At 73.5% G+C, this 21,403-nt stretch carries 21 protein-coding genes and 2 pseudogenes; 9 read left to right on the forward strand and 14 right to left on the reverse strand.

Annotated elements, in window-relative coordinates; translation table 11 throughout:
* Nucleotides 1-24 precede the first annotated feature (24 nt).
* From AB0M46_RS25300 to AB0M46_RS25310, 3 genes are all read left to right on the forward strand, one after another.
* On the forward strand, nt 25-1,047 hold the full coding sequence (locus tag AB0M46_RS25300; RefSeq protein ID WP_363339595.1) for a medium chain dehydrogenase/reductase family protein: 1,023 nt from the start codon (nt 25-27) through the stop codon (nt 1,045-1,047).
* A gap of 158 nt (nt 1,048-1,205) precedes the next feature.
* Entirely contained in the window at nt 1,206-1,376 is a 171-nt protein-coding gene (locus tag AB0M46_RS25305; protein ID WP_363339597.1) for a hypothetical protein, read from the forward strand.
* 235 nt (nt 1,377-1,611) lie between these two features.
* A complete protein-coding gene (locus tag AB0M46_RS25310; RefSeq protein WP_363339599.1) occupies nt 1,612-2,352 on the forward strand; it encodes a polyprenol monophosphomannose synthase in 741 nt (246 codons plus the stop codon).
* 4 nt (nt 2,353-2,356) lie between these two features.
* On the opposite strand, the pseudogene AB0M46_RS25315 reads toward AB0M46_RS25310, so the two are convergent.
* Nucleotides 2,357-2,524 (reverse strand): annotated as a pseudogene (locus AB0M46_RS25315) (LuxR C-terminal-related transcriptional regulator); the annotation flags it as partial.
* A 55-nt stretch (nt 2,525-2,579) separates the two neighbouring features.
* Between AB0M46_RS25315 and AB0M46_RS25320 the strand changes: the two are divergent.
* Together AB0M46_RS25320 and AB0M46_RS25325 are read left to right on the forward strand one after the other, a co-directional pair.
* Nucleotides 2,580-3,041 carry a PPOX class F420-dependent oxidoreductase gene (locus AB0M46_RS25320; RefSeq protein WP_363339601.1) on the forward strand — a complete coding sequence of 154 codons (462 nt, stop codon included), beginning with the start codon at nt 2,580-2,582 and terminating at the stop codon, nt 3,039-3,041.
* Nucleotides 3,042-3,114: 73 nt separating this feature from the next.
* The gene (locus AB0M46_RS25325) at nt 3,115-4,347 is read left to right on the forward strand and encodes a condensation domain-containing protein (protein ID WP_363339603.1); all 1,233 of its coding nucleotides are present in this window, start codon (nt 3,115-3,117) and stop codon (nt 4,345-4,347) included.
* A gap of 13 nt (nt 4,348-4,360) precedes the next feature.
* Here AB0M46_RS25325 and AB0M46_RS25330 read toward each other — a convergent pair whose 3' ends face one another.
* Nucleotides 4,361-5,236 (reverse strand): ADP-ribosylglycohydrolase family protein, encoded by an 876-nt coding sequence (locus AB0M46_RS25330; RefSeq protein WP_363339605.1) that lies wholly within the window; start codon nt 5,234-5,236, stop codon nt 4,361-4,363.
* A 132-nt stretch (nt 5,237-5,368) separates the two neighbouring features.
* Here AB0M46_RS25330 and AB0M46_RS25335 point away from each other — a divergent pair, with 132 nt between their 5' ends.
* Both AB0M46_RS25335 and AB0M46_RS25340 read left to right on the forward strand, forming a co-directional pair.
* Nucleotides 5,369-6,772 (forward strand): GAF domain-containing protein, encoded by a 1,404-nt coding sequence (locus tag AB0M46_RS25335; RefSeq protein ID WP_363339607.1) that lies wholly within the window; start codon nt 5,369-5,371, stop codon nt 6,770-6,772.
* Between the two features lie 33 nt (nt 6,773-6,805).
* Nucleotides 6,806-8,158, forward strand: a complete 1,353-nt coding sequence (locus AB0M46_RS25340) for an SWIM zinc finger family protein (RefSeq protein WP_363339609.1) — start codon at nt 6,806-6,808, stop codon at nt 8,156-8,158.
* 220 nt (nt 8,159-8,378) lie between these two features.
* Here AB0M46_RS25340 and AB0M46_RS25345 read toward each other — a convergent pair whose 3' ends face one another.
* The 4 genes and pseudogenes from AB0M46_RS25345 to AB0M46_RS25360 all read right to left on the reverse strand — a co-directional run bounded on the left by AB0M46_RS25345 (nt 8,379) and on the right by AB0M46_RS25360 (nt 11,456).
* Nucleotides 8,379-8,786: a hypothetical protein gene (locus AB0M46_RS25345; RefSeq protein WP_363339611.1), complete on the reverse strand. Its 408-nt coding sequence runs from the start codon at nt 8,784-8,786 to the stop codon at nt 8,379-8,381.
* 735 nt (nt 8,787-9,521) lie between these two features.
* Complete coding sequence (locus tag AB0M46_RS25350) at nt 9,522-10,265, reverse strand: hypothetical protein (RefSeq protein ID WP_363339613.1); 744 nt, start codon at nt 10,263-10,265, stop codon at nt 9,522-9,524.
* A 1-nt stretch (nt 10,266) separates the two neighbouring features.
* Nucleotides 10,267-10,413 (reverse strand): annotated as a pseudogene (locus tag AB0M46_RS25355) (sigma factor-like helix-turn-helix DNA-binding protein); the annotation flags it as partial.
* Between the two features lie 158 nt (nt 10,414-10,571).
* Nucleotides 10,572-11,456 carry an ABC transporter substrate-binding protein gene (locus tag AB0M46_RS25360; protein WP_363339615.1) on the reverse strand — a complete coding sequence of 295 codons (885 nt, stop codon included), beginning with the start codon at nt 11,454-11,456 and terminating at the stop codon, nt 10,572-10,574.
* Between the two features lie 211 nt (nt 11,457-11,667).
* Here AB0M46_RS25360 and AB0M46_RS25365 point away from each other — a divergent pair, with 211 nt between their 5' ends.
* Nucleotides 11,668-12,093, forward strand: coding sequence for a hypothetical protein (locus AB0M46_RS25365; RefSeq protein WP_363339617.1), 426 nt, complete (start codon nt 11,668-11,670; stop codon nt 12,091-12,093).
* 49 nt (nt 12,094-12,142) lie between these two features.
* Here AB0M46_RS25365 and AB0M46_RS25370 read toward each other — a convergent pair whose 3' ends face one another.
* The 7 genes from AB0M46_RS25370 to katG form a co-directional block, all read right to left on the reverse strand.
* On the reverse strand, nt 12,143-12,541 hold the full coding sequence (locus AB0M46_RS25370) for a hypothetical protein (RefSeq protein ID WP_363339619.1): 399 nt from the start codon (nt 12,539-12,541) through the stop codon (nt 12,143-12,145).
* Nucleotides 12,542-12,807: 266 nt separating this feature from the next.
* Complete coding sequence (locus AB0M46_RS25375; protein ID WP_363339621.1) at nt 12,808-13,323, reverse strand: GtrA family protein; 516 nt, start codon at nt 13,321-13,323, stop codon at nt 12,808-12,810.
* Between the two features lie 84 nt (nt 13,324-13,407).
* Entirely contained in the window at nt 13,408-14,025 is a 618-nt protein-coding gene (locus AB0M46_RS25380) for a DUF6518 family protein (RefSeq protein ID WP_363339623.1), read from the reverse strand.
* A gap of 196 nt (nt 14,026-14,221) precedes the next feature.
* Nucleotides 14,222-14,863 (reverse strand): SRPBCC family protein, encoded by a 642-nt coding sequence (locus tag AB0M46_RS25385; protein ID WP_363339625.1) that lies wholly within the window; start codon nt 14,861-14,863, stop codon nt 14,222-14,224.
* Nucleotides 14,860-15,213, reverse strand: a complete 354-nt coding sequence (locus AB0M46_RS25390) for a metalloregulator ArsR/SmtB family transcription factor (protein WP_363339628.1) — start codon at nt 15,211-15,213, stop codon at nt 14,860-14,862. The genes AB0M46_RS25385 and AB0M46_RS25390 overlap by 4 nt, the downstream gene beginning before the upstream one ends.
* Nucleotides 15,214-15,261: 48 nt before the next feature.
* Nucleotides 15,262-16,047, reverse strand: coding sequence for a UbiA prenyltransferase family protein (locus AB0M46_RS25395; RefSeq protein ID WP_363339630.1), 786 nt, complete (start codon nt 16,045-16,047; stop codon nt 15,262-15,264).
* 218 nt (nt 16,048-16,265) lie between these two features.
* Nucleotides 16,266-18,419 (reverse strand): catalase/peroxidase HPI, encoded by a 2,154-nt coding sequence (gene katG, locus AB0M46_RS25400; protein WP_363339633.1) that lies wholly within the window; start codon nt 18,417-18,419, stop codon nt 16,266-16,268.
* 356 nt (nt 18,420-18,775) lie between these two features.
* Between katG and AB0M46_RS25405 the strand changes: the two genes are divergently transcribed.
* On the forward strand, nt 18,776-20,083 hold the full coding sequence (locus tag AB0M46_RS25405; RefSeq protein WP_363339635.1) for an MFS transporter: 1,308 nt from the start codon (nt 18,776-18,778) through the stop codon (nt 20,081-20,083).
* Here the strand turns inward: AB0M46_RS25405 and AB0M46_RS25410 are convergent.
* The gene (locus AB0M46_RS25410; RefSeq protein WP_363339637.1) at nt 19,998-21,107 is read right to left on the reverse strand and encodes a hypothetical protein; all 1,110 of its coding nucleotides are present in this window, start codon (nt 21,105-21,107) and stop codon (nt 19,998-20,000) included. The two genes, AB0M46_RS25405 and AB0M46_RS25410, sit on opposite strands and share 86 nt — an antisense overlap.
* Between the last annotated feature and the right edge of the window lie 296 nt (nt 21,108-21,403).

A 21,403-nucleotide genomic window follows, 5' to 3' on the forward strand; every position in this document is an offset into this window, starting at 1 on the left:
ATACAAACTGAGGAGGGCTACCCCATGCACACCGCCACCGAGATCGTCCTTCCCGGCATCGTCGAGCCCGCGGGCCTGCTCGTGCGCGACCGCGACCTCGCCGCCCCGGCCGCCGGCCAGGCCCTCGTCCGGGTCGAGGCCACCGGCGTGTCCTTCGCGGAGCAGCAGATGCGCCGCGGCAAGTACTACGACCAGCCGCCCTTCCCGTTCACCCCGGGCTACGACCTCGTCGGCCGGGTCGAGGCGACCGGTCCCGGCGTCGACCCGGCCCTGCTCGGCGCCCGGGTCGCGGCGGTCACCAAGACCGGCGGCTGGTCCACCGCGGTTCTGCTCGACGCCGCCACGCTGGTCCCCGTGCCCGACGGGGTCGACCCGGCGGCCGCCGAGACCGTCGTGGTCAACGGCATCACGGCGTGGCAGATGCTGTACCGCGTCGCGAGGGTCCGCCCGGGCGGCACCATCCTCGTGCACGGCGCCAACGGCGGCGTCGGCTCCACCCTCACCCAGCTGGCCCGGCACGACGGCATCCGGGTCGTCGGCACCGCGTCGCCGCGCCACCACGACACGGTGCGCGCGCTGGGCGCCGAGCCCCTCGACTACCGCGCCCCCGGCCTGGCCGCGCGGGCCCGGGTGCTGTCCCCCGGCGGCTACGACGCCGTGTTCGACCACGTCGGCGGCCCCGGCATCGCGGACTCGTGGCGCCTCGTCGCCCGCGGCGGATCCCTGGTCTCATACGGCACGGCGGCCACCCGCGACGACGCCGGCAACGCCCGCCTGCCCGTGCTGGCCCTGCTCGCCCGCCTGCTGTGGTGGAACGCGCTGCCCAACGGCCGCCGCGCGTCCTTCTACAGCCTGTGGAGTGGCAAGTGGCGCCCGGCGGCGTTCCAGGCCCGGATGCGCGAGGACCTCACCCGCGTCTTCGCCCGCCTCGCCGACGGCACGCTGAGCGCCCAGGTCGCGGCCCGCATCCCGCTGCGCGACGCCGCCGAGGCAATGCGGCTGGCCGAGTCCGGCACGGTCACCGGCAAAGTCATCCTCGTCCCCTGAGCCCCCTTGACGCCGGCGAGCCGATGCGGCTGCCCGAGTCCGGCACCACCCTCGCCCCCTGAGCCGGAATATGTCGCCGCAACCCCGAACCGACTGTCTCAACTCCGACAGCCACGTCTCGCTCGCCCGACTCGGCGCGGCCTGAGCGCGATGGCCCTTTGGGCTCAACTTCCGGCCTGGGCCGCCGGGACGACGGACGACAGCGCTGTGGCTCCTCGGGCCGGGGCAACCAGATCAACAGCAGCGTGACGAGCGTCGCGGCGGTCGCCGCCGGGACCGACGGCGTCGCCGAGGACCTTCGGCGGACCGTGGTGGTGTCGCGGTATTGACGCCTTCCCCGCGGTACGAGCGATGGTTTCTGGGTAATGGCAGTGACCGATGCGTAACCGGATCGCGGACGGGCATGCGGCGATGTGGTGGCGTGAGCTGGCCAACGCCATTAGCCTGCCGTCGTGACGGCCCCGTGGGGCCGGTCCGATATCGTGCAACGTACGAACGGATCCGCCCAAATAGTCATGGACCAGCGAGCCTTCGATCGGCGCCCGGTGCGCTAGGGGATTATCAGTGCCAGACGAGTTGCAGAAGATCACGGTTGTCGTGCCGACCTACAACGAAAGGGAGAACCTACCGGAGCTCGTCGCCGAGCTCACCGCGCTGCAATTGCCGGGACTGCACGTGCTCGTCGTGGACGACAACTCGCCCGACGGCACCGGCGAAGTGGCCGACAAGCTGGCCGTGGAGGCCGCGGTCCCGGTCGGCGTGCTGCACCGCACCGTCAAGGACGGGCTGGGCCGGGCCTACGTGGCCGGCATGCAGCGCGCGCTCGACGAGGGCGCCGACATCGTGGTCCAGATGGACGCCGACCTGTCACACCCGACGTCGGCGATTCCGGCGATGATCGAGGCGCTGCGCCACGAGGGCGTCGCCGTCGTGCTCGGCTCGCGGTACGTGCCGGGCGGGTCCGTGGCCGACGACTGGTCGTGGCACCGCAAGGCGCTCTCGGCCTGGGCGAACTTCTACGTCGACACGCTGCTGCGGATGAAGGTCCGCGACGCCACCGCCGGGTTCAAGGCGTGGAAGGCCTCGGCGCTGCGGCGCATCGACATCGGTTCGATCCGCAGCAACGGGTACTCGTTCCAGGTCGAGATGAACTACCGCACGGTCCGCGCGGGCGGGCGCATCGCCGAGGTGCCGATCCGGTTCACCGACCGCACCCACGGCGCGTCCAAGATGAGCCTGAAGGTGCAGCTGGAGTCGGCGCTCATGCCGTGGAAGCTGATCTTCGGCCGCCGCCCGTCCCAGTAGCCGTTCAGCTCGCCGGCCGGACCAGGCCGGACTCGGAGGCCGACACCACCGCCTGGACGCGGTCGCGCAGGTTCAGCTCGGACAGCAGGTTGGAGACGTGCGTCTTCACCGTGTGCTCGGTGACGAACAGCGCGGCCGCGATCCCGGCGTTGGACCGGCCGCGGGCGACCTCACGCACCCCCGCAGCGTCCTCCCTCCTGAGAACCAGATCCGGGTACGGTCGACCCATGGCACGAAAGATCGCGACCAACGACCGGGTCGACCGCGCGGCACTGCTGGAGTTCCTGGGCCGGCGCCATCACGGCATCGTCATCACCAACCGCGCCGACGGGCGGCCGCAGGCCTCCCCGGTCTCGTGCGGGGTGGACGGCGAGGGCCGGATCGTGGTGTCGACCTACCCGGAGCGGGCCAAGGTGCACAACCTGCGCCGCGACCCGCGGGTCTCGGTGCTGGTCCTGTCCGACGAGTGGAACGACGCCTGGGTCCAGGTCGACGGCGTGGCCGAGGTGCTCGACCTGCCCGAGGCGCTCGAGCCGCTGGTCGAGTACTACCGCAGCATCGCCGGCGAGCACCCGGACTGGGACGAGTACCGCGAGGCGATGCGGGCCCAGGGCAAGTCGCTGCTGCGGATCACCATCGAGCAGTGGGGCCCGTTGGCCACCGGCGGCTTCCCGGCCCGGCTGGCGTGAGCGCGGGACGAACCCGATCCCGGCCGAAATATCAAGTCTTGCGGGCCGCGCGATCGGTGCCGATCCTGGGCCGATGGACGTCACCCACGTCGATGTCCCGTTCGCCGGCACGGGATCCGGACAGGCCGAGCTGACCTGGGGTCAGCGCGCGATGTACCAGGCCATGCTCCGGGAGCACTCCTGGATGCCGATGGGCGGGCACCGCGCCGTGGCCGGGGGCACCACGGTCGCCGCGGTCGCCGCCGAGCTGCGCTACACCATGGAGCGCTACCAGGCCTTCCGCACCCGGCTGCGGCCGCGCGGCGAGGGGCCGCCCGCGCAGGTGGTCGCCGACGCCGGCGTGGCCCGCCTCGACGTCGTGGAGGCGGGCGGGGCCGACCCGGCCGAGGTCGCCGTGGCGGTGGAGCGCTCCTACCGCGAGGCCGAGCCGGACCTGGCCCGGGACTGGCCGGTGCGGATGGCCGTGATCTGCCGCGGCGGCGTGCCGGCCTGGCTCGTCGCCATCATGCCGCACCTGGTCACCGACGGCCTGGGCGCGGCCGTCATGGTCGACGAGGTCACCCGCCGGGTGGCCGGCCCGGTCGCCGGGCTGACCCCGCTGGAGATCGTCGACTGGCAGGCGTCGCCGGCCGGGGTGCGCCAGCACGCGGGCGCGCTGCGCCACTGGGAGCGGCACGCGGCCGGCCTGGACGCGCATGGCCCACGGGTCGTGGACGGGCCGCGGTACCGCAAGTGCGTCCTCGAGTCGCCCCGGCTCGCCGCCCGGCTGCCCCACGCGGCCGCGCGCACCGGCGTCGACGAGTCCACCGTGCTGCTGGCCGCCTACCTGACGGCGATCGGCCGGGTCGCCGGGCGCGGCACGGTCGCGGCCCGGCAGGTGGTGTCCAACCGGTTCCGCAGTGGACTGTCCGGCGTGGTCAGCCCGATCACCCAGCTCGGGCTGTGCGCCGCCGACGTCTCCGGCGGGTTCGACGCGGCGGTGGCGGCGGTGGCCCGGGCCGCGCTGCCGGCCCGCAAGCACGCCTACTACGACCCGTTCGCCCTCGACGCCCCGCCGACGCCCTGCTTCAACGACCGGCGCTCGACCGCCGCGACCGCGTTCGGCGACGCCTTCGGCACGGGCCGGCCCGGCACGGTGGCCTGGTCCGACCCGCCGCCCGGGCCGACCGAACCGTTGTTCCTGCACGTGGACCACGTGCAGGAACAACGGTTCAGGGCGGTACGGCTGATGCTCGACGCGGACACCGCGTGCTTCGCCCCGGACGAGGTCGAGGCGATCGCCCGCACGATCGAGGACCTGGTGTAGGCCGGCGGCGGGTTCAGGGCAGCGGCTCGCGCTGCTCCAGCCACAGCGGCGGGATGCCGGCCCGGCCGGTGTGCGCGGCCACGATCCCGCCGGCGATGGCCGCCGTGGTGTCCATGTCCCCGCCCGCCTCGATGCAGGCGAGCACCGCGGCCGGATAGTCGGTCAGGTGGTTGGCGGCGACCCACAGCGCGAACGGCACCGTGTCCTGGGCCAGCACCCGGGAGCCGTTGCCGAGCTCGTACGCGGCCTCGCCGGCGCTCGCCCCGAGCAGCCGCCGGGCCCGCCGCACGCCGTCGCGGACCTGCCCGTCGACGAGGTAGCCGAGGACCGCGTCGAGCAGCTCGGCGGGGGTGGGCCGGTTGCGCACCAGGCGGGCCCAGCCGGCCTCGGCGGCGGCGACCGCCACGGCGACTGCGCCCAGGATGCCCTCCGCGTGCGCGTGGGTCACCTCGGCCGAGCGCATCGCCTCCAGGGCAGCGGTCTTGCTGTCGCCGGCGTGCAGGGCGCCCAGCGGGGCGACCCGCATCGCGGCGCCGTTGCCCATCGAGCCCACGCCGTCGAAGGCGTCGCGGGCGACGCTGCGCCAGGGCTCGCCGTCGCGGACGCGGCGCAGGGTCACCACCGCGCCGCCGCCGTAGCCGCGATACGGGTCGAACCGGTCGGCGAAGGCCCGGACCAGCCGGTCCGGGTCCAGCGGGCCGGGGTGGCGCAGCTCGGCCACGAGCACGGTGGCCATTTCGGTGTCGTCGGTCCACGGCCAGGAGCCTGCGGGTGCGGTACCGTCGAAAAGGTCCGACAATTTGGTGCCGGGAACGAAGAACTGGGCGCCCAGCGCGTCCCCAACGCTGAGGCCGTCAAGGCTGTCGGTGCAGAGCGAGAAGTCGGTCATGTCGGCCGTTCATCTTATGCCTTTGCACACAATTGGCACAGGCCCGTCCGTGTGGCCGATACCAGCACAAACACTCCGCGCGGTACACCGGAGAGGTACGGCGGGCACGATGCCCGAGAAGCCGGAGGTGCCATGATCGATGTGCTGGGCACCGAGGCGGCCGTGCGCGATCCGGCACGGTTACGCGCCGTAGCGGCGACCGGACTGCCGGCGGCACCGCACCCCTGGTTCGATCACCTCGTCGCGCGGGCCGGACGGGCGCTCGGGGTGCCGGTCGTGCTGCTGGTGCTGATCGAGCGGTACCGCGAGATCCTCCCCGGCGCCGTCGGCCTGCCCGAGCTGTGGCAGCAGCGGCGGGAGACCCCGCTGGCCAGGTCCATCTGCCAGTACGTCATCGGCGCCCGCGCCCGGCTGGCCATCAGCGACGTGCGCCGCGACCCAGTCCTGCACTCCAGCGACGCGGTGCGCGACCTGGCCGCCGCCGCGTACGCCGGCATCCCCGTGCACGGGCGCGACGGTCACGTGGTGGGGGCGCTGGGCGCGATCGACGTGCGGCCCCGGGCCTGGAGCATCGATGAGCTGGACCTTCTCGACGGCTTCGCCGCCCGGTGCGCCCGGCGGCTGCAGCTGATGAGCGCGAGCGCGCCGCCCGACCCGCCCCCGGCGACTCCTCCCCCGGCGGCGGAGCCGGAGCCCCCGCCGGTGCCCGACCGGACACTGTGGACACCCCGGCTACCGCCCGGCCTCGTCCTCGACCCGCGCCCGCGCCCCGGCGGCCCCGACATCACGCTGGCCGGCCGGTGGCACGGCGAGCCGGTCACGGTCGTGATCCGCGCCGCCGACGACCCCGCGGCCGTGCGCCGCTTCGACCGGCGGGTGGCCGTCGCCCAGGCGTTCCGGCGCGATCCGCCGCTGGTGCGCGCCGACGAGTACCGCTGGCACGACGAACGCACCCTCGTGGTGGCCCGCGCGGCCGGCGAGCCCCTGCGGCCGGACCCCGACCCGGCGCAGTCGTCGGCCGTCATCCGGCTCGCCGCGCTGCTGTCGACGTGGCGCCCCGACCCGCCCGACGCCGCCGCGTGGACGGTCGACTACCCGGCGTGGATCGCCCGCCACGAGCGCACCGGCCAGCTCACCGCCGACGACGCCCGGCGCCTGCGCGTCCTGCTGGGCCGCTGCGGCGAGGACCGCACCTTCGCGCACGGCAACCTGACGCCGGGCAGCATCGTGCGGCTGGCGTCCGGGCGGCTGGCGCTCACCGACTTCGCCGCCGCCGGCATGTACCTCGCCGGCTTCGACCTCGCCACCCTGGCCCTCGCCGCCCCGGACACGCCGAGCCGGCCGGACATCGACGACCGGGTGAGCGACGCCGACATCGCCGAGCCCTTCGCCGTCAACCTGATGCTGCACGCCGCCGAGACGGGCGCGACCCCGTCGGGGGCGACGACGCCGGCCCGGCTGGCCCGGCGCCACGCCGCCATCCGCGGTGCCCGCCGCCGCGCCCAGCTGATGATGGCCCACCTGGGCGTTGCCTGAAAACTGTCGTACCCCCCAACTACCTTGGCTCCCATGAGCGCCGTCCAGGAGTACCGCTACCTCGCCCCGTCCACCGCCGGCACGGCAGGCGTCGCCCTGCAGACCTGCGGCGGCCCGGCGGCCAACCCGCGGTTCTTCTCCGGTTTCCTGACCACGCCCCCGGCCGCCGCCGCGGGCCTGCTCGCGGTGGCCGACGTCGCCCGCACCCGCTACTTCCAGCCCCGCCCGACCGCCTTCCTCGACCCGGTCGTCACCGGCGGCGCCGACCGGCTGCGCTTCGAGTCCTTCTCCGCCTGCTGCGGCGTCTACGCCCGCCTCGACGCCCTCCCCGCCGGCCTCGACGGCGAGATCCTCGGCCACGGCACCACCAACGTCGACATCAACCCGCCCCTGCGCGAGTCCCTCGCCCGCATCGCCGGCCTCGACCCGCTGCACCTGTCCGTCGGCCCCGACGACCTCACCGCCTCCACCCTCGACGGCACGGTCGTGGAGAAGAAGGTGCCCCTCCCGGCCCGCTGGCTGCGCGGCTTCGCCGAGGTCCACGTCCTGTCCGCCGCCTTCGACCTGCGCGCCGAGCTCAACCCCGCAGAGGCCGCCGCCTTCCTGCGCCGCCTGCCCGGCGCCGGCGACCGCTCCGTCCTGTGGGCCGTCCCCGCCGGCCGCACGCTCCGCCTGACCTCCCGGGCCGTCCCGGGCGCCGTCTGCCTGGCCGGGGCGGGCCGCCTGGCCGCCCTGAAGAGCCTGCTGCGGCACGGCACGGCCCTGCGTGTGTATGGCCCGCCCGTCCGCTCGGGCTCGTCCGCCGTGGCCAGCGCCTGGGAGCTGGACACGGGCGCCCTTCGCCTGACCCTGACCCTCTCCCCCGAGCCGCACCGCGGCTTCTCCGGCGAGGGCGCCGCCCTGACCTCCCTGGCCGCTGACGAGGTCACCGACGACGCCGACGCGATCGGCACGCTGCTGTCCTGGGACCCCACCATCGACGTCGCCGACCTGTCCGCCTCGGCCGCCCTCCCGCCGGACCGGGTCCGCGCCGCCCTGGCCCAGCTCGGCACCGCCGGCCGGGTGGGCTACGACGTCGCCGAGGCCGGGTACTTCCACCGGGTCCTGCCCTACGACGCCACCCGCGCCGAGCGCGACAACCCGCGCCTGGTCGGCGCCCGCGCCCTGGCCGAGTCCGGCGCCGTCACCTTCGACCCGCCCGGCGACGCCCCGCCGGTGGTCGCCGCGACGGTGCGCAGCGGGGATCAGACGTACCGGGTCCGCCGCCTCCCGGACGGCTCCATGACCTGCACCTGCCCGTGGTGGGCCAAGCACCGCGGCGACCGTGGCCCCTGCAAGCACGCCCTGGCCGTCACCATCCTGGCCACGTCCCCGGCCCCTGCCTGACCCGCCCCGGCCCACTCCCCGGACACGAGCGCAACACCGTCGTGCTGGCCCTGGTGCGCGCGCGGCGGCGTCATGGCCGGCCCGGGTGCGCGCCCGGCGGCGTCGTGCTGGCCCTCACGCGAGCGCGGCGGCGTCGTGCTGGTCCTCGTGCGCGCGGGCAGGGCGTCGGGCACCTCGCCGGCGGAGCCCTCGCGGACCGCGGCGATCCTCCCCTGAACCGTTACCGGCCCGGCCCGACCGGTGCCCGGCGTCGCCTGTCGCGGACGAGCCGGCCGATCGTGAGGGCGAGCAACGTGCCGCCGATCGCCGTCATGGGGATCGACCCGGCGAGGGCGCGCACGCTCTGCGACGTGCGGAACGCCTGGTCCGGCATCCACGGGTACATCCTGGCGCGAACGGTCACGCCGCCCTCGTCCACGTCGTCGATGTGCACCGCCCGCGCCGTCCCGCCACCGTCGGGCGTGAACTCACCCCAGCAGGTCGGGCCGTGCTTGGGCAGCGTCCCGCAGTCCGTGGTCGTAACCCGCCCGGGCGTGCCCACCCCCGGCACGAGGGCTACCAGCCCCAGCACCCCGAGGCCCGTGATGAGCAGGCCGAGCACGAGACCAACGACAACGCGCTTGCCCATGGCCTCACGATAGGCCACCACTCGATCTACGGCTGTCCCCCGCCGCTCGGGCACCTTTGGCTGCGCGGCGAGCGGGGCGGGGCCGCCAGGCCGGCGGCCTGCAGCAGGCGCATCCGGGGCCCAGGTATCGGCACGCACACCAGGTCGAACAGGTCACGCCATCCTCCGCGCCGCGTCGGCGGCCTGCCGGCGGGGCGGCGGCTCCGGGCGCACGCGGTCACGCGACTCTCCGCACGGTCCCGGGCGCCGCTGCAGCCCTCCGACACGTCGATCACGCAATCCTCTGCGCGGCACCAACGGCAGGCTAGTACTCCCACGTCACTTCAGCCGTCGCGTGTGAGTTGGAGCAAGGTGACCGCCTCAGATTGCCGTGACAGCTTCGCTGACCACCGAACGTCGAGGACGAGCGCACAGATCGGGCAGCGCCGCGACGTGCAGGGCCACATGTTCGTCTGCACGGGCACAGTGGAGGAGCGGGTCGTCCGCCCGCGCAACGGCGGGCGCCCCTTGGCCGCCGGGCTGCCGCAGCCTACGTCAGTCAAGCGTGAACGTGCCGTAGTAGCGCATGGCCAGCAGCCGGCGGCGCCGCCGTGGGAACCGGCAGACGTGTCGACGCGGCGAGCCACGCGTCGGCAATACGGCGCAGCACCGACCTGACGCAGTCGTGTCGAGCTCGGCGAACACGCCTGACCTGGCGGCGGACAACTCCCGGTGCAACGTTTCATACGTCGTATATCACCGGAGGTGGAGGAGCTGCTCCACGGTGGTCAGGGGCAGTGCGGTGAAGCCAGCCTCGGCGGCGCGTTCGTAGGTGCCGCTGCCGGGGATCTCCGTCAGCGGGCCGTGGAACGGCGTGCCGCCGGCCGGCCGGACGTCCCAGCAACCGCCGGAGATGCCGAAGATCACCTGGTGGTCCACGACCGGCGACTGGATAACCGTCACTCCGAGAGGAGAGTTCACCACCGCCTGCGGAAACACGAACCCGAACAGGGCGCCGTCCGGCCCCCAGAGCGGCCCCGGATTGCCCCGCGCGATATTGTCGCCCTTCAGCGGCGGCAGCTGCGGTGTGTCGATCCACACCGTGGTGCCATCTGGGATGTTCGGTCCGGCGAGGGTACGCACGGCGGTCAGCGTCATTTCGCTGTAAAACGGGCCATCGGGGCCGATCCGCCCGGTCAACCTGCCGTTGGCCACGACGACCGACGCCCCGAGCTCGAGCACCTGCCGCATCCGCTCGCCCAGCGGCATGGGGACGCACGCCTCTGCGGCGGCCATCGGCGCATTGTCGTGCGGCGAACGGGGTTTCTCGCGCGTGGCGAACCAGCCGATCGGCACCAGCAGGACGGCCACGATCAGCGCGGCCGAGACGGCAATGCGCCGCCAGCTGCGGGTGCGGCGCTTCGTGCGCAGCAGCCTGAGGACCGCGTCCGGGTCGGCGTCATGCTGCGCGAGTGTTTCCCGCAGCTGAGATTCTTCCATGTCAGGCCCTCTTCTCCTCGGCTGTCGCCAGCCGCAGCGCCGACCGCGCGTGCGACAGATGAGAGCGGACCGTGGCGGTGGAGCAGTCGAGCGCTGCGGCGATCTCGTCGTCCGTCTGGTCGCACAGGTAGCGCAGCACGATTGCGGCCATCGCGGGATTCTCGGTTGTCTTCACAAACCATCGATGATCACCGCAGTGGCCGTCTTCATCCCCACGCCACGCCGCTACCAGCCACGAAGTGACGTTGGAGTACTAGGCGACGGGTCCGGGCTCCGGGCGCTGGCGGGACGCCTCCGGCAGGGCGGTCACGCGATCTGTCGCACGGCGCCAGGGGCAGGCGGGGCGGCGGGCTCGGGGTGGATGACGGCGGCGAGGGCCTCCACGCCGTCGACCAGACGCGGGCCGGGCCGCACGACCAGGCCGTCGGCATCGATGGCCCAGACCTGGCGGCCGGGGAAGTGCCGCGCGACGGTCTCGGCCTGGGCGGCGGCGCCGTCGAGGTGGTAGCCGCACGGGGACACCACGACCAGGTCCGGCTCGGCGGCGGCCAGCTCGGCCCACTCCGCCTGCACCGAGGGGGCGCCCGGCCGGGCCGCGACCGGGGTGCCGCCCGCCGCCGTGACGAGGTCCGGCACCCAGTGCCCGGCCCGGAACGGCGGGTCCACCCACTCCACGACGAGAACCCGCGGGCGGGGCCGGCCGGCGACCCGGGCGGCGACGGCGGCGAGCCGGGCGCGCAACGCCGCGACGACCGTGGCCGCCCGGTCGGGCACGTCGGCCCGCTCGCCCACCGCGACGATCGTGGCCAGCACCTCGTCGAGCGTGTGCGGGTCGAGGGAGAGCACGCCGGCCCGGCAGCCGAGGTGCTCGAGGGCCTCCTCGACGTGGCCGGACGGCAGCGCGCACACGCGGCACAGGTCCTGGGTCAGGATGAGGTCCGGCGCGAGCGCGGCGAGGGCCCCGGCGTGCAGCGTGTACAGGTCGGCCCCGGCCGCGAACTGCGACCGCACGTACTCGTCGATCTCCCCCGGCGCCATGCCCTTCGTGTCGCGGCCCCCGACCACCACGGTCTTCTCCGAGCGGGCGGCCGGCGGCTCGTCGCACTCGAACGTCACCCCGACGAGACGGTCCCCCAGCCCGAGCGCGTACACGATCTCCGTGGCCGACGGCAGCAGCGACACCACACGCATGCGCCGACCGTACCCTCCGGGCGGGCGGTCGGGCGCCCGTCGAGGCCACCTTGGCGCTGGGCCACGTCGCCGCGGCGGGCCGGGACCCCGCAGGCGCAACGCGGCCGTGCGGCGGCGGGTGGCACGATTCCGGGATTTGCGCGGCTCCGCGGACGCCTAACGTTTTCCTCAACAGCGAGGACGCAGACCTTCCGGATAAAGGGGAACCACGATGAGCGACATCGACGCGGGCTACGACGGCGGCCACGGCGACGTGGACTACGGTCAGTACTCGGAGGGCCAGGAGCACGGTGCGCTGGACCAGCTGCACCAGGCCCACGGCTCCGAGGCCGACTACAACAACCAGTTCGGCGTGTACGAGGCCGACCACCACGCGAACGAGTCGACCGCCTTCCAGCACGGCACGCACGTCGCGTTCGACCAGGGGCCGGCGGTGCACTACGAGGCCGACGAGTACACCAACTACAGCCACGACGCCAACGTCGACGACCACGTCTTCGCCGCCGAGGGCAGCGAGAACGCGCACCAGGCCGAGTTCGGTCAGCTCGACGCCCTCTCGCAGCGCTTCGACACCGCGTTCGCGCAGGGCACCGAGTTCCACGGCGGCTCCGCCGGGCTGGGCATCGCCTCCAGCTGAACAAGCGCGCTGCGAACGGCCGGTCACCCGCAGGGTGGCCGGCCGTCGGCTATTGCGCCGGCAACCGGCGGCGCAGGATGAGCAGGGCGGCGATGCCGGCGATGGAGGCCAGGGTGACGACGACCCCGGTGGCGGTCGCGGCGGGGTTCACCTCGTTGACCGTGGTGCCGTTCAGGGTGGCCGGGACCTGGGCGCCCGGGTCCTCGGCGTAGGTCTCGACGAATGCGACCGCGTCGCGCCGTACCGCATGATCGGCAGTCTCGAAGGTGCCGGTGCACTCGTAACGGGGCTTGCGGGCCGCGTTGTCCTGGGTGCAGGCCTGGACCGTGATCGTGCCGCGCCTGCCCGTCGCGTAGTGGACCAGGTCGGTGACGACCGAGGCGCCCGCGCACAGCGCCAGGAGGGCCAGCAGGCCGGCCGTGACCAGCAGTGCGCGGCGCCGGGTCATCTGGCCGGGCCGGCGAGGGTCTCGGGGAGGCTGTTCCTGACGGCGGTGATGATGGCGTCCTCCCCGAGGCCGGGCACGGGGCTGTCAGGGCCGGCCAGCTTGGTGGTGTCGATGTCCCTGTGGTGCCGGGTGGCAGCGACTGAGGCATCATTGTATGCGAATGCCTGGAGCGGGATGGTACCCGTCTGCGAGGTCGGCTTGTTCGCGTCGTGAGGCGCACAAACGTCCACGAAGCGCTGCTGATGCACGGCTGCGCGCCGCGGGCGTCAGGAGACGGCCCGGCCGACCGCCTCGCGCTCCTCGGCGGCGGGTGCCGGGGCGGCGGGGCGGTCCCGGAACACCCACCAGCGCGACGCCGTGTACGTAAACACGGCCACGAACGCCGAGGCGAGGACCCGCGCGAGGCGGTAGTCCAGCCCCAGCGCGGCCAGGCCGGTGGTGACGCCGACCGTGATGAGGTAGTCACCGACGGTCACGACGACGTACCGGGCGACCTGGCCGCCGACGGGCGCGTGCGAGCGGAAGTTGACGGTCCGGTTGAGCGTGAAGTTCAGGGCGAACGCCCCGATGTAGGCGATCGACACCGCGACCGGCATCGGCAGGTGCGTCCAGTGCCGCAGCATCGCCAGCACCGCGAGGTCGATGCCGAACGTGAACGCGCCGAGCAGCGCGAAGCCGACCAGCTCCCGCGGCAGGATGCGGCGCAGGCGCGGGGGCAGCCGGTCGACCCAGGCCGTGAGGAGGTCCCCGAGGCGTTCGGCGCGCGTGCGCTCCAGCGTCATAGGCCCATCATTCCCGAGCCGTCCGGCGCCCTGCGCCCGCCGTCGGATATCGGCCCGTTGCGTCGGCTTCCATTCGTCTGCGGTTCACCCGCTGCCGTGCCGCGTGAAGGCGACGTCCATGACGAGGTCCAGGACGAGGTAGCCGCCGAGCCCGAGCGCGGCGGCCGGGGCGAGCGCGAGCGCGCCGCAAAGCCGGTCGCGGGCGTCCCGGCCCATGGCGAGCGGAACCAGCACCCCGATGACGGCCACGATCACCGCCTCGCCGACCGGCCGGTGGCTCACCAGCAGGTACGCCCCCTCGGCCAGGAAGACCCCGCCCAGCAGGCAGAGCCCCAGGACCCGGCGCTGCCGCCGCTCGTCGCGCCACCACGCCCCCGCGGTCGCGAAGACCGGACCGCCGAGGAGCCCCACCGCGGACCACTGCACCGGCCCGTGCAGGTGCGCCCGGTCGACCGCGTGATGCGCGAACCCGACCAGGGCGCCGTAATACCCGAGCACCGCGCCGACCAGCACGGCGGTGCCGGCGAGCCAGGCCCGCCAGCGGCCGTCGCGGCACACGGCGCCGGCCGCGAACGCGCCGACCGCCCAGACCGCGCCCGAGTTGGCCAGCCGGCTCGAGCCGGCCGGCAGCACGTCGCCGAGCAGCAGCGTCACCACGCCGAGGAGCAACCCGGCCAGACCTGCCCGCCACGCAATCGCCACGGCGCGAATCATTCCACGCACTTGTGGAGATTCGGTGCACAAGAATCAATGTGGCTCCGGTCCGTGCAACCAGGGGCCGTTGCTTCCGTCAGCGCCTGGTCTGGGTCGATCAGAGCGAAGCCGTATCGAGCCGGACTGGGCGAAACGGGAGGCCCTGGGGCTCCCTGCCAGGTTCGTCGCGGCAAGGGCAGGCGGGTCAGGCTTCGCCCCCGAAATGCTGGGTGGCGAAGGCGACGGCGGCGGCGAGGTCCTCGTCTGACGTGCCCCAGGCGGCCTGGACGACGGCGCCCCAGGCGGCGCAGCTGCGGGCGGCGAACTCGCGCACCTCCGGGGCGTCCTGCCAGGCCTCGGCGGCGAAGGTGGCGTCGTGCAGGAACAGGTCCAGCCCGAGCAGCGCGAGGTCCCAGCCGCCGCCGATGCCGATGGTGCCGCCCGGGCCGTAGGCCTTGACCATCTCGTCGACGGTCGCGGCCGGTGCGGCGTGCTCGAGCTCCAGGAGCGTGCCGCCGTCGCCGTGCGGGGCCAGGCGCAGCTCGACCTCGCTCGGCATGCCCTCGCCCATCCCCCACGTCACCTTGAGCAGCTGCGGCGGCTCGCAGCGCAGGATCTGCCCGCCCGCGTTGCCCTTGAGCTGGAAGGTGCCGCCGAGGCGCAGGTCGCCCTCGACCGGGGCGAGCCAGCGCCCGATCCGGTCCGCCTCGGTGCAGGCGCTCCACACGTCCGGCACCGGGGCGTCGTAGGTGCGCCGCAGCAGCAGCGAGCGCCCCGCGCCGCCGGTGACGGCCGCGTCGCCGAGCTCGCGATGGACGACGTTGACCTGGTTGACAATGTCGATCACGGGTCCTCCTCGGGAGTGGAATGATCGGACCGCTTGCGGCGGCCGCGGGCGAGCTCGGTGGCCAGGGCGTCGAGGCGCTGGGTCCAGAAGCCGCGGAAGCGCTCCAGCCAGGCGTCGACCTCCTGCAGCGGCGCCGCGTCGACGGCGTAGAGCCGCCGCGCGCCGTCGGCGCGAACCGCGGCGAAGCCGGCCTCCCGCAGCACCTTGAGGTGCTGCGACACCGCGGGTTGGGAGATCCCGAACTCAGCCCGGACGACCTCGCTGATCGCGCCCGCGGGCTGCTCGCCGTCGGCGAGCAGCTCCAGGATGCGACGCCGCACCGGGTCCCCGAGCACGTCGAAGGCGTGCACGGGTCGAGAATGTCACCACGCGCTTATATAAGTCAAGCCTAAAATAGGTCAGCCGACGTAGGCGAGGGCGAAGCCGATCGTCGGGATCCCGAACAGCAGCGAGACGACGGCCATCTTCGCGATGGTCGGCCGGAGGGTCAGCACCGCGTAGCCGGCCAGCAGCACCGGCGCCATCACCAGCTGCGGGCCGAGCGTGGCACGGGGCACCAGCACGCCCCGCCACGCGCACAGCATCGAGAAGGCCAGCGCCGCGGCCCACAGCGCCACGCCGAGGCGGTGGGCGAACCGCGGCCCGAAGCGCACGGCGAGCGTGGTGTCACCGGCGCCGCGGTCGGCGGCCAGGTCGGTGACGGTCGTCGGCACGTAGAGTGCGGCCGCGAACAGCAGCCCGATCAGCCCGAACGGCCACGGGAACTCCCACGGCGGCCGGGTGATGGCCCAGCCCGCCGCCGGCGACACCACCCCGACGACCACCGCGTTCACGGTGACGTCCCAGCCGGGCCGGGTCTTCAGCCGCAGCGGCGGCACGCTGTAGGCCCAGCCGAGCGCGAGCACCCCGAGCACGCCGAGCACGAACAGCGGGCCGACGAACACCGCGGCGCCGACGGCGGCGAGGGAGATCCCCCGGTACCACCGCCGCAGCCTCGTCGCCGAGACCGCCCCGGTGACGAGGGGCGCGTCCGCCTTGCGCGGGTTGGCGCGGTCGCTCGGCAGGTCGTGCAGGTCGTTCTGGGCCAGCACGGCGCCCCAGATCAGCGGGCCGAGCGCGAGCAGCGCCACCACGGCCCGCGGCACGGTGGCGGCGTCGGGCCACCACGCGTGTCCCGCAAGCACGGTGCCGAGATACGCCGGCCGGCACCCAGGAGACCGGCCAGAACCAGGGCCGGGACACCGCGACCATGAGCGCGGCGGGACGTTCCAACACCCCCGTCATGCTTCGCATCATCGTCCTGGATGACTGTGGCGGCACTGAGAGTCCTGTCACGACCCCGCAGCCGCCGAGGCGGCAGGCGCCCCGCAGATTCCTGCGGGACGCCTGCCGCCGTCGGGGCTCAACGCACGTCGAAGCGGTCCAGGTCCGTGACCTTGGTCCAGGCCGCGACGAAGTCGGCCACGAACTTCTCCTGGGCGTCGTCGCTCGCGTAGACCTCGGCGAGCGCGCGCAGGACCGAGTTGGAGCCGAAGATGAGGTCCGCCCGGGTGGCGGTCCACTTCAGCTCGCCGGTGACGGCGTCGCGGCCCTCGAACAGTTCCTCGTCCTCGCCGATCGGCGACCACACGGTGCCGCCGAAGTCGACGAGGTTGACGAAGAAGTCGTTGGTCAGCTCGCCCACCCGGCCGGTGAAGACGCCGTGCTGCGACTGGCCCGCGTTGGCGCCGAGCACGCGCAGGCCGCCGGTGAGGACGGTCAGCTCGGGGGCGCTCAGCGTGAGCAGCTGGGCCTTGTCGATGAACAGCTGCTCGGTCGGGCGGGTCTGGCCCTTGCCGACGTAGTTGCGGAAACCGTCCGCGGTCGGCTCCAGCACCGCGAACGACTCGACGTCGGTCTGCTCCTGGCCGGCGTCGGCGCGGCCCGGCGTGAACGGCACCGTCACGTCGTGGCCGGCCGCCTTGGCCGCCTGCTCGATCGCCGCGGCGCCGCCGAGGACGATGAGGTCGGCGAGGGAGACCTGCTTGGCCCCGGCCGAGGCGTTGAACTCCTGCTGGATGCGCTCCAGGGTGCCCAGCACGCGGCGCAGCTGCGGCGGGTCGTTGACCTCCCACTCGGCCTGCGGGGCGAGGCGGATGCGGGCGCCGTTGGCCCCGCCGCGCTTGTCGGTGCCGCGGAACGTCGAGGCCGACGCCCACGCGGTGGCGACCAGCTCGCCGACGCTCAGGCCCGACGCGAGGATGCTCGCCTTGAGGGCGGCCACGTCGTCGGCCCCGACGAGCTCGTGGTCGACGGCCGGGATCGGGTCCTGCCAGATCTGCGGCTCGGCCGGGACGAGCGGGCCGAGGTACCGCGCGACCGGTCCCATGTCGCGGTGGGTGAGCTTGAACCAGGCCTTGGCGAAGGCGAGGGCGAACTCGTCCGGGTTCTCGTAGAAGCGGCGCGAGATCTCCTCGTAGGCCGGGTCGACGCGCAGCGCGAGGTCGGTCGTGAGCATCATCGGGGCGTGCCGCTTGGCCGGGTCGTGCGCGTCGGGCACCAGGTCGGCCGCCGCCGGGTCGGTCGGGGTCCACTGGGTCGCCCCGGCCGGGCTCTTGGTCTGCTGCCACTCGAAGCTGAACAGCGTCTCGAAGAAGGTGTTGTCCCACGTGGTGGGGGTGGGGGTCCAGGCGCCCTCGAGGCCGCTGGTGATGGTGTCGAAGCCCTTGCCGGTGCCGTGGGCGTTCTTCCAGCCCAGGCCCTGCTGCTGGATCGGGGCGCCCTCGGGCTCCGCGCCGACCTTGGCGGCCGGGCCATTGCCGTGGGCCTTGCCGAAGGTGTGGCCGCCGGCGATGAGCGCGACGGTCTCCTCGTCGTTCATCGCCATGCGGCGGAACGTCTCGCGGATGTCGCGGGCCGCGGCGAGCGCGTCCGGGTTGCCGTTCGGGCCCTCGGGGTTGACGTAGATGAGGCCCATCTGGACCGCGGCGAGCGGGTTGGCGAGCTTGCGGTCGCCGCTGTAGCGGGTGTCGCCCAGCCAGGTCCCCTCGCCGCCCCAGTTGACCTCCTCCGGCGCCCAGACGTCCTCGCGGCCGCCGGCGAAGCCGAAGGTCTGGAAGCCCATGTCCTCCAGCGCGACGTTGCCGGCGAGGATCAGCAGGTCGGCCCAGGACAGCTGGCGGCCGTACTTCTTCTTGACCGGCCACAGGACCCGGCGCGCCTTGTCGAGGTTGCCGTTGTCCGGCCAGCTGTTGAGCGGGGCGAAGCGCTGCTGGCCCGCGCCGGCGCCGCCACGGCCGTCGGTGATGCGGTAGGTGCCCGCGCTGTGCCACGCCATGCGGATGAACAACGGGCCGTAGTGGCCGTAGTCGGCCGGCCAGAAGTCCTGCGACGTCGTCATGACGGCCGTGATGTCGGCCTTGACCGCGTCGAGGTCGAGCGACTGGAACGCCTCGGCGTAGTTGAAGCCGGCGCCCTGCGGGTCGCCGCTCGGCGGGTTCTGGTGCAGGACGGAGACGTCCAGCTGGTTCGGCCACCAGTCCCGGTTGGACCGGACGGACGCGTTCTCAGATGCCACGTTGCTCTCCTCGGGCTGAATCGTTCCTTGATTGGGTGCAACAAGCGGGGTTAAGGCCCCGGTGGACGGTCAGGCAGGGGGTGGCCGGCGGCGCAGCCGACGTCGGCGGTGCGGGCGCGCTGGTGGACCGCCGGCAGCACGGCGACCGGGGCCGGCCCGCTGGGCGGCCCCGCGCAGCAAGAGCTCGGCGTCGAACATCGCGCGCACGGGAGAGAGTCTGGACCACTTTTCTGGACTGAGTCAAGATAATGTTCTGGAGTCAGTCCAGAGAATTATCACCATTTCGCTCGGGCGCCGGCCCTCTCCCGCGGCGCGGCCATCGCCATACATCGACGCTTACGCATAGGCTGGCCACCATGGTGGCGACGAGCCGCACCGTGCGGCGCACGTACCTCACCCTGGTCCTGCTCAACGCGCTCGCGGTCTCGTTCATCTGGGGCATCAACTCGCTGCTGCTGTTCCAGGCGGGCCTGTCCAACACCGAGGCCCTGGCCGCCAACGCGTGCTTCACGCTCGGCTACGCGCTGTTCGAGGTGCCGACCGGGACCATCGCCGACACGTGGGGGCGGCGGACCTCCTACCTGCTCGGCGGGTTGATGCTGTTCGCGACCACGCTGCTGTACTGGCTGGCCTGGCGGGTGCACGCCGGGGTCGCGGTGTGGGCGGGGGTCTCGATCCTGCTGGCCGCCGGCTTCACGTGCTTCTCCGGCGCGACCGACGCGTGGCTGGTCGACGCGCTGCACTTCCTGCGCTGGCCCGGGCGGCTGGAGACGGTGTTCGCCCGGGCCCAGGTGTACGGCGGCGTCGGCACCCTCGCCGGCTCGCTGGCCGGGGCCTGGCTGGCCCAGCTGACCGACGTCGGCATGCCCTTCCTGGTCCGGGCCGGGCTGCTGCTCGCGCTGACCGTCGTGGCCTGGCGGCTCATGCACGACATCGGCTTCACCCCACGGCCGGCCGGGTCGCCGCTGCGGGCGATGCGCCGGGTCCTGGACGCCTCGATCCGCAGCGGCTGGCGCCGGCCCGCCCTGCGCTGGGTCATGCTGGGCGCGTTCGTCGCGGCCGGCATCGGCTACTTCGTCGCGTTCGTCCAGAAGCCGTACCTGCTGCAGCTCGCCGGCGACCAGCAGGCGTACGGCCTGCTCGGCGTCTCGGCCGCGCTCACCTCCGCCGCGCAGATGCTCGGCGGGCTGCTGGCCGGCCGTTTCCGGTCGCTGTTCCGGTGGCGGGTCTCGGTCCTGCTCACCGGCGTGCTGCTCAACGCCGCGCTGCTGACCGGCCTCGGCCTGGTCGGGCGGCTGCCGGTCGCGATGGCGATGCTGGCCGGCAACAGCCTGGTCTCCGCCGGCGTGCTGCCCTCGCGCCAGGCGTACCTCAACGAGCTGATCCCGGCCGGCGAGCGGGCCACGGTGCTGTCGTTCGACTCGATGGTCGGCTCCTGCGGCGGCGTCGTGACGCAGCCGCTGCTGGGCCGGGCGGCCGACATGTGGGACTACCCGGCGGCGTTCGTCCTCGCCGGGCTGCTGCAGCTCGTGGCGGTGCCGCTGCTGCTGCGGGCCCGGTGGTACGAGAACGGCCGCCTCACGGCCGGGCCACCACCCGGGACACGAACGCGCCGAACTCCCCGACCGAGTTGCCCACCCACACCATCCCGTGCTCGCGAATGATGAACCAGTCGGTGCCCCTGCGGCGCAGCTCGCCGAAGAACAGCCGCCCCGCGGCGAACTGCCCGCCCTCGATGGTCGTGTCGGTGACCAGGTCCCGATACCGCGGCCCGCGGGTCAGCTCCCGGTGGTGGAAGTGCACGATGAGCCGCGGCCGCCGCCCGTGCATGCTCATGAGGCTGCTGAGCATGAGGAACTCGGGCGAGTCGGAGCTGGGCAGCCGCGGCCCCGCGTAGGTGATGCCGCGCAGCCCCTCGTCGAACGACGTGATGAGGTCGTAGTCGTCCGACGTCATGCGCGTCTTGTCGGTCATGGTCTGCGACACGAACCAGTAGCCGTCGTGCGGGAACATGATCGAGCCGTCGGTGTAGGGCTTGCGCTGCCACAGATGGAACTCGCGGTGCAGCCGGGCCAGCTCGGCCACGTCGGCGGCGTGCTCGCGCCGCAGCCGCCCCCGCACCTGCGCGTCGTCGGACTCGAGGCTCTCGGTCGGCCGGTACTTGACCCGGATCGTCTCGCCGATGGCGTTGATGTACACGTCCTGCCACGTGTTGGTCCGGATACCCCGGACCCGGTCGATCTCGTCCGGGTAGAGGGCGTTGATGCCGAGCTCGTCGCACAGCGCCGGCACCACCGTGCGGGCGGCCTCGTAGCCGGGCCGGTCCGCGCCGGACGGCGTCAGCGCATAGGCGGAGATGACGTTCGTGCGGATGCCCTCGGCGGCCAGCGCGGCCAGGTACTCCCGCTCGGCGGAGGACATCTCGAGCGGATCGGTCGGGCCGTACACGAGATAGGTGACGGCGTCCGGCCGCACCGGCGGCACGTCGCCGAACTCCAGCCGCACGGCGGCGATCCCGTAGTCGGCCAGCAGCGCGCGGAATGCGGGCCGCAGCACCGCCTCCAGGGCCCACTCGCCGTGCGGCGACGACGGATGCACGACGTAGTAGCAATGAACGTCGGCCGCACTGGGCTTGTGCGTGTAGTCGCACGACCGCGCTTTCCCCGCAGAAACTAACGCTGTGGCCACCCGCGTCATCCTACATTGACCAAAGCGAACAATTGCACCATGGAAAATTCGCTGATTTACGTGTAGAAACAAACGTTTTGGCTCGGCGCGGCGGGCGGCGCGGCCGGCCAGCCGGGCAAACACGAGCATTGCCGGGACCGCGGGCGCGACCTCCACCCACAAAAAACGCGCGTCCCACACGTCAAAACCCCAGAATTGCCGTGCCGGCATGCGCAATTTCCGGCGGCGGCGCAGGACCCCACCGGCGGCGAGCCAGGCCAATCGGGCGAGAGCCGGGCCGCCCTTGAACGCCCGGT

Source organism: Dactylosporangium sp. NPDC051485, from assembly GCF_040682015.1.
Taxonomy (GTDB): domain Bacteria; phylum Actinomycetota; class Actinomycetes; order Mycobacteriales; family Micromonosporaceae; genus Dactylosporangium.

Excerpts from the sequence above, each read along its gene's own strand:
- AB0M46_RS25300 (WP_363339595.1), top strand. The coding sequence starts at position 25 with ATGCACACCGCCACCGAGATCGTCCTTCCCGGCATCGTCGAGCCCGCG.
- AB0M46_RS25405 (WP_363339635.1), top strand. The coding sequence starts at position 18,776 with ATGGTGGCGACGAGCCGCACCGTGCGGCGCACGTACCTCACCCTGGTC.
- AB0M46_RS25330 (WP_363339605.1), bottom strand. The coding sequence starts at position 5,236 with ATGACCGACTTCTCGCTCTGCACCGACAGCCTTGACGGCCTCAGCGTT.
- AB0M46_RS25360 (WP_363339615.1), bottom strand. The coding sequence starts at position 11,456 with ATGCGTGTGGTGTCGCTGCTGCCGTCGGCCACGGAGATCGTGTACGCG.
- AB0M46_RS25340 (WP_363339609.1), top strand. The coding sequence starts at position 6,806 with ATGAGCGCCGTCCAGGAGTACCGCTACCTCGCCCCGTCCACCGCCGGC.
- AB0M46_RS25365 (WP_363339617.1), top strand. The coding sequence starts at position 11,668 with ATGAGCGACATCGACGCGGGCTACGACGGCGGCCACGGCGACGTGGAC.
- AB0M46_RS25375 (WP_363339621.1), bottom strand. The coding sequence starts at position 13,323 with ATGACGCTGGAGCGCACGCGCGCCGAACGCCTCGGGGACCTCCTCACG.
- AB0M46_RS25320 (WP_363339601.1), top strand. The coding sequence starts at position 2,580 with ATGGCACGAAAGATCGCGACCAACGACCGGGTCGACCGCGCGGCACTG.
- AB0M46_RS25345 (WP_363339611.1), bottom strand. The coding sequence starts at position 8,786 with ATGGGCAAGCGCGTTGTCGTTGGTCTCGTGCTCGGCCTGCTCATCACG.
- AB0M46_RS25325 (WP_363339603.1), top strand. The coding sequence starts at position 3,115 with ATGGACGTCACCCACGTCGATGTCCCGTTCGCCGGCACGGGATCCGGA.
- AB0M46_RS25370 (WP_363339619.1), bottom strand. The coding sequence starts at position 12,541 with ATGACCCGGCGCCGCGCACTGCTGGTCACGGCCGGCCTGCTGGCCCTC.
- AB0M46_RS25335 (WP_363339607.1), top strand. The coding sequence starts at position 5,369 with ATGATCGATGTGCTGGGCACCGAGGCGGCCGTGCGCGATCCGGCACGG.
- AB0M46_RS25350 (WP_363339613.1), bottom strand. The coding sequence starts at position 10,265 with ATGGAAGAATCTCAGCTGCGGGAAACACTCGCGCAGCATGACGCCGAC.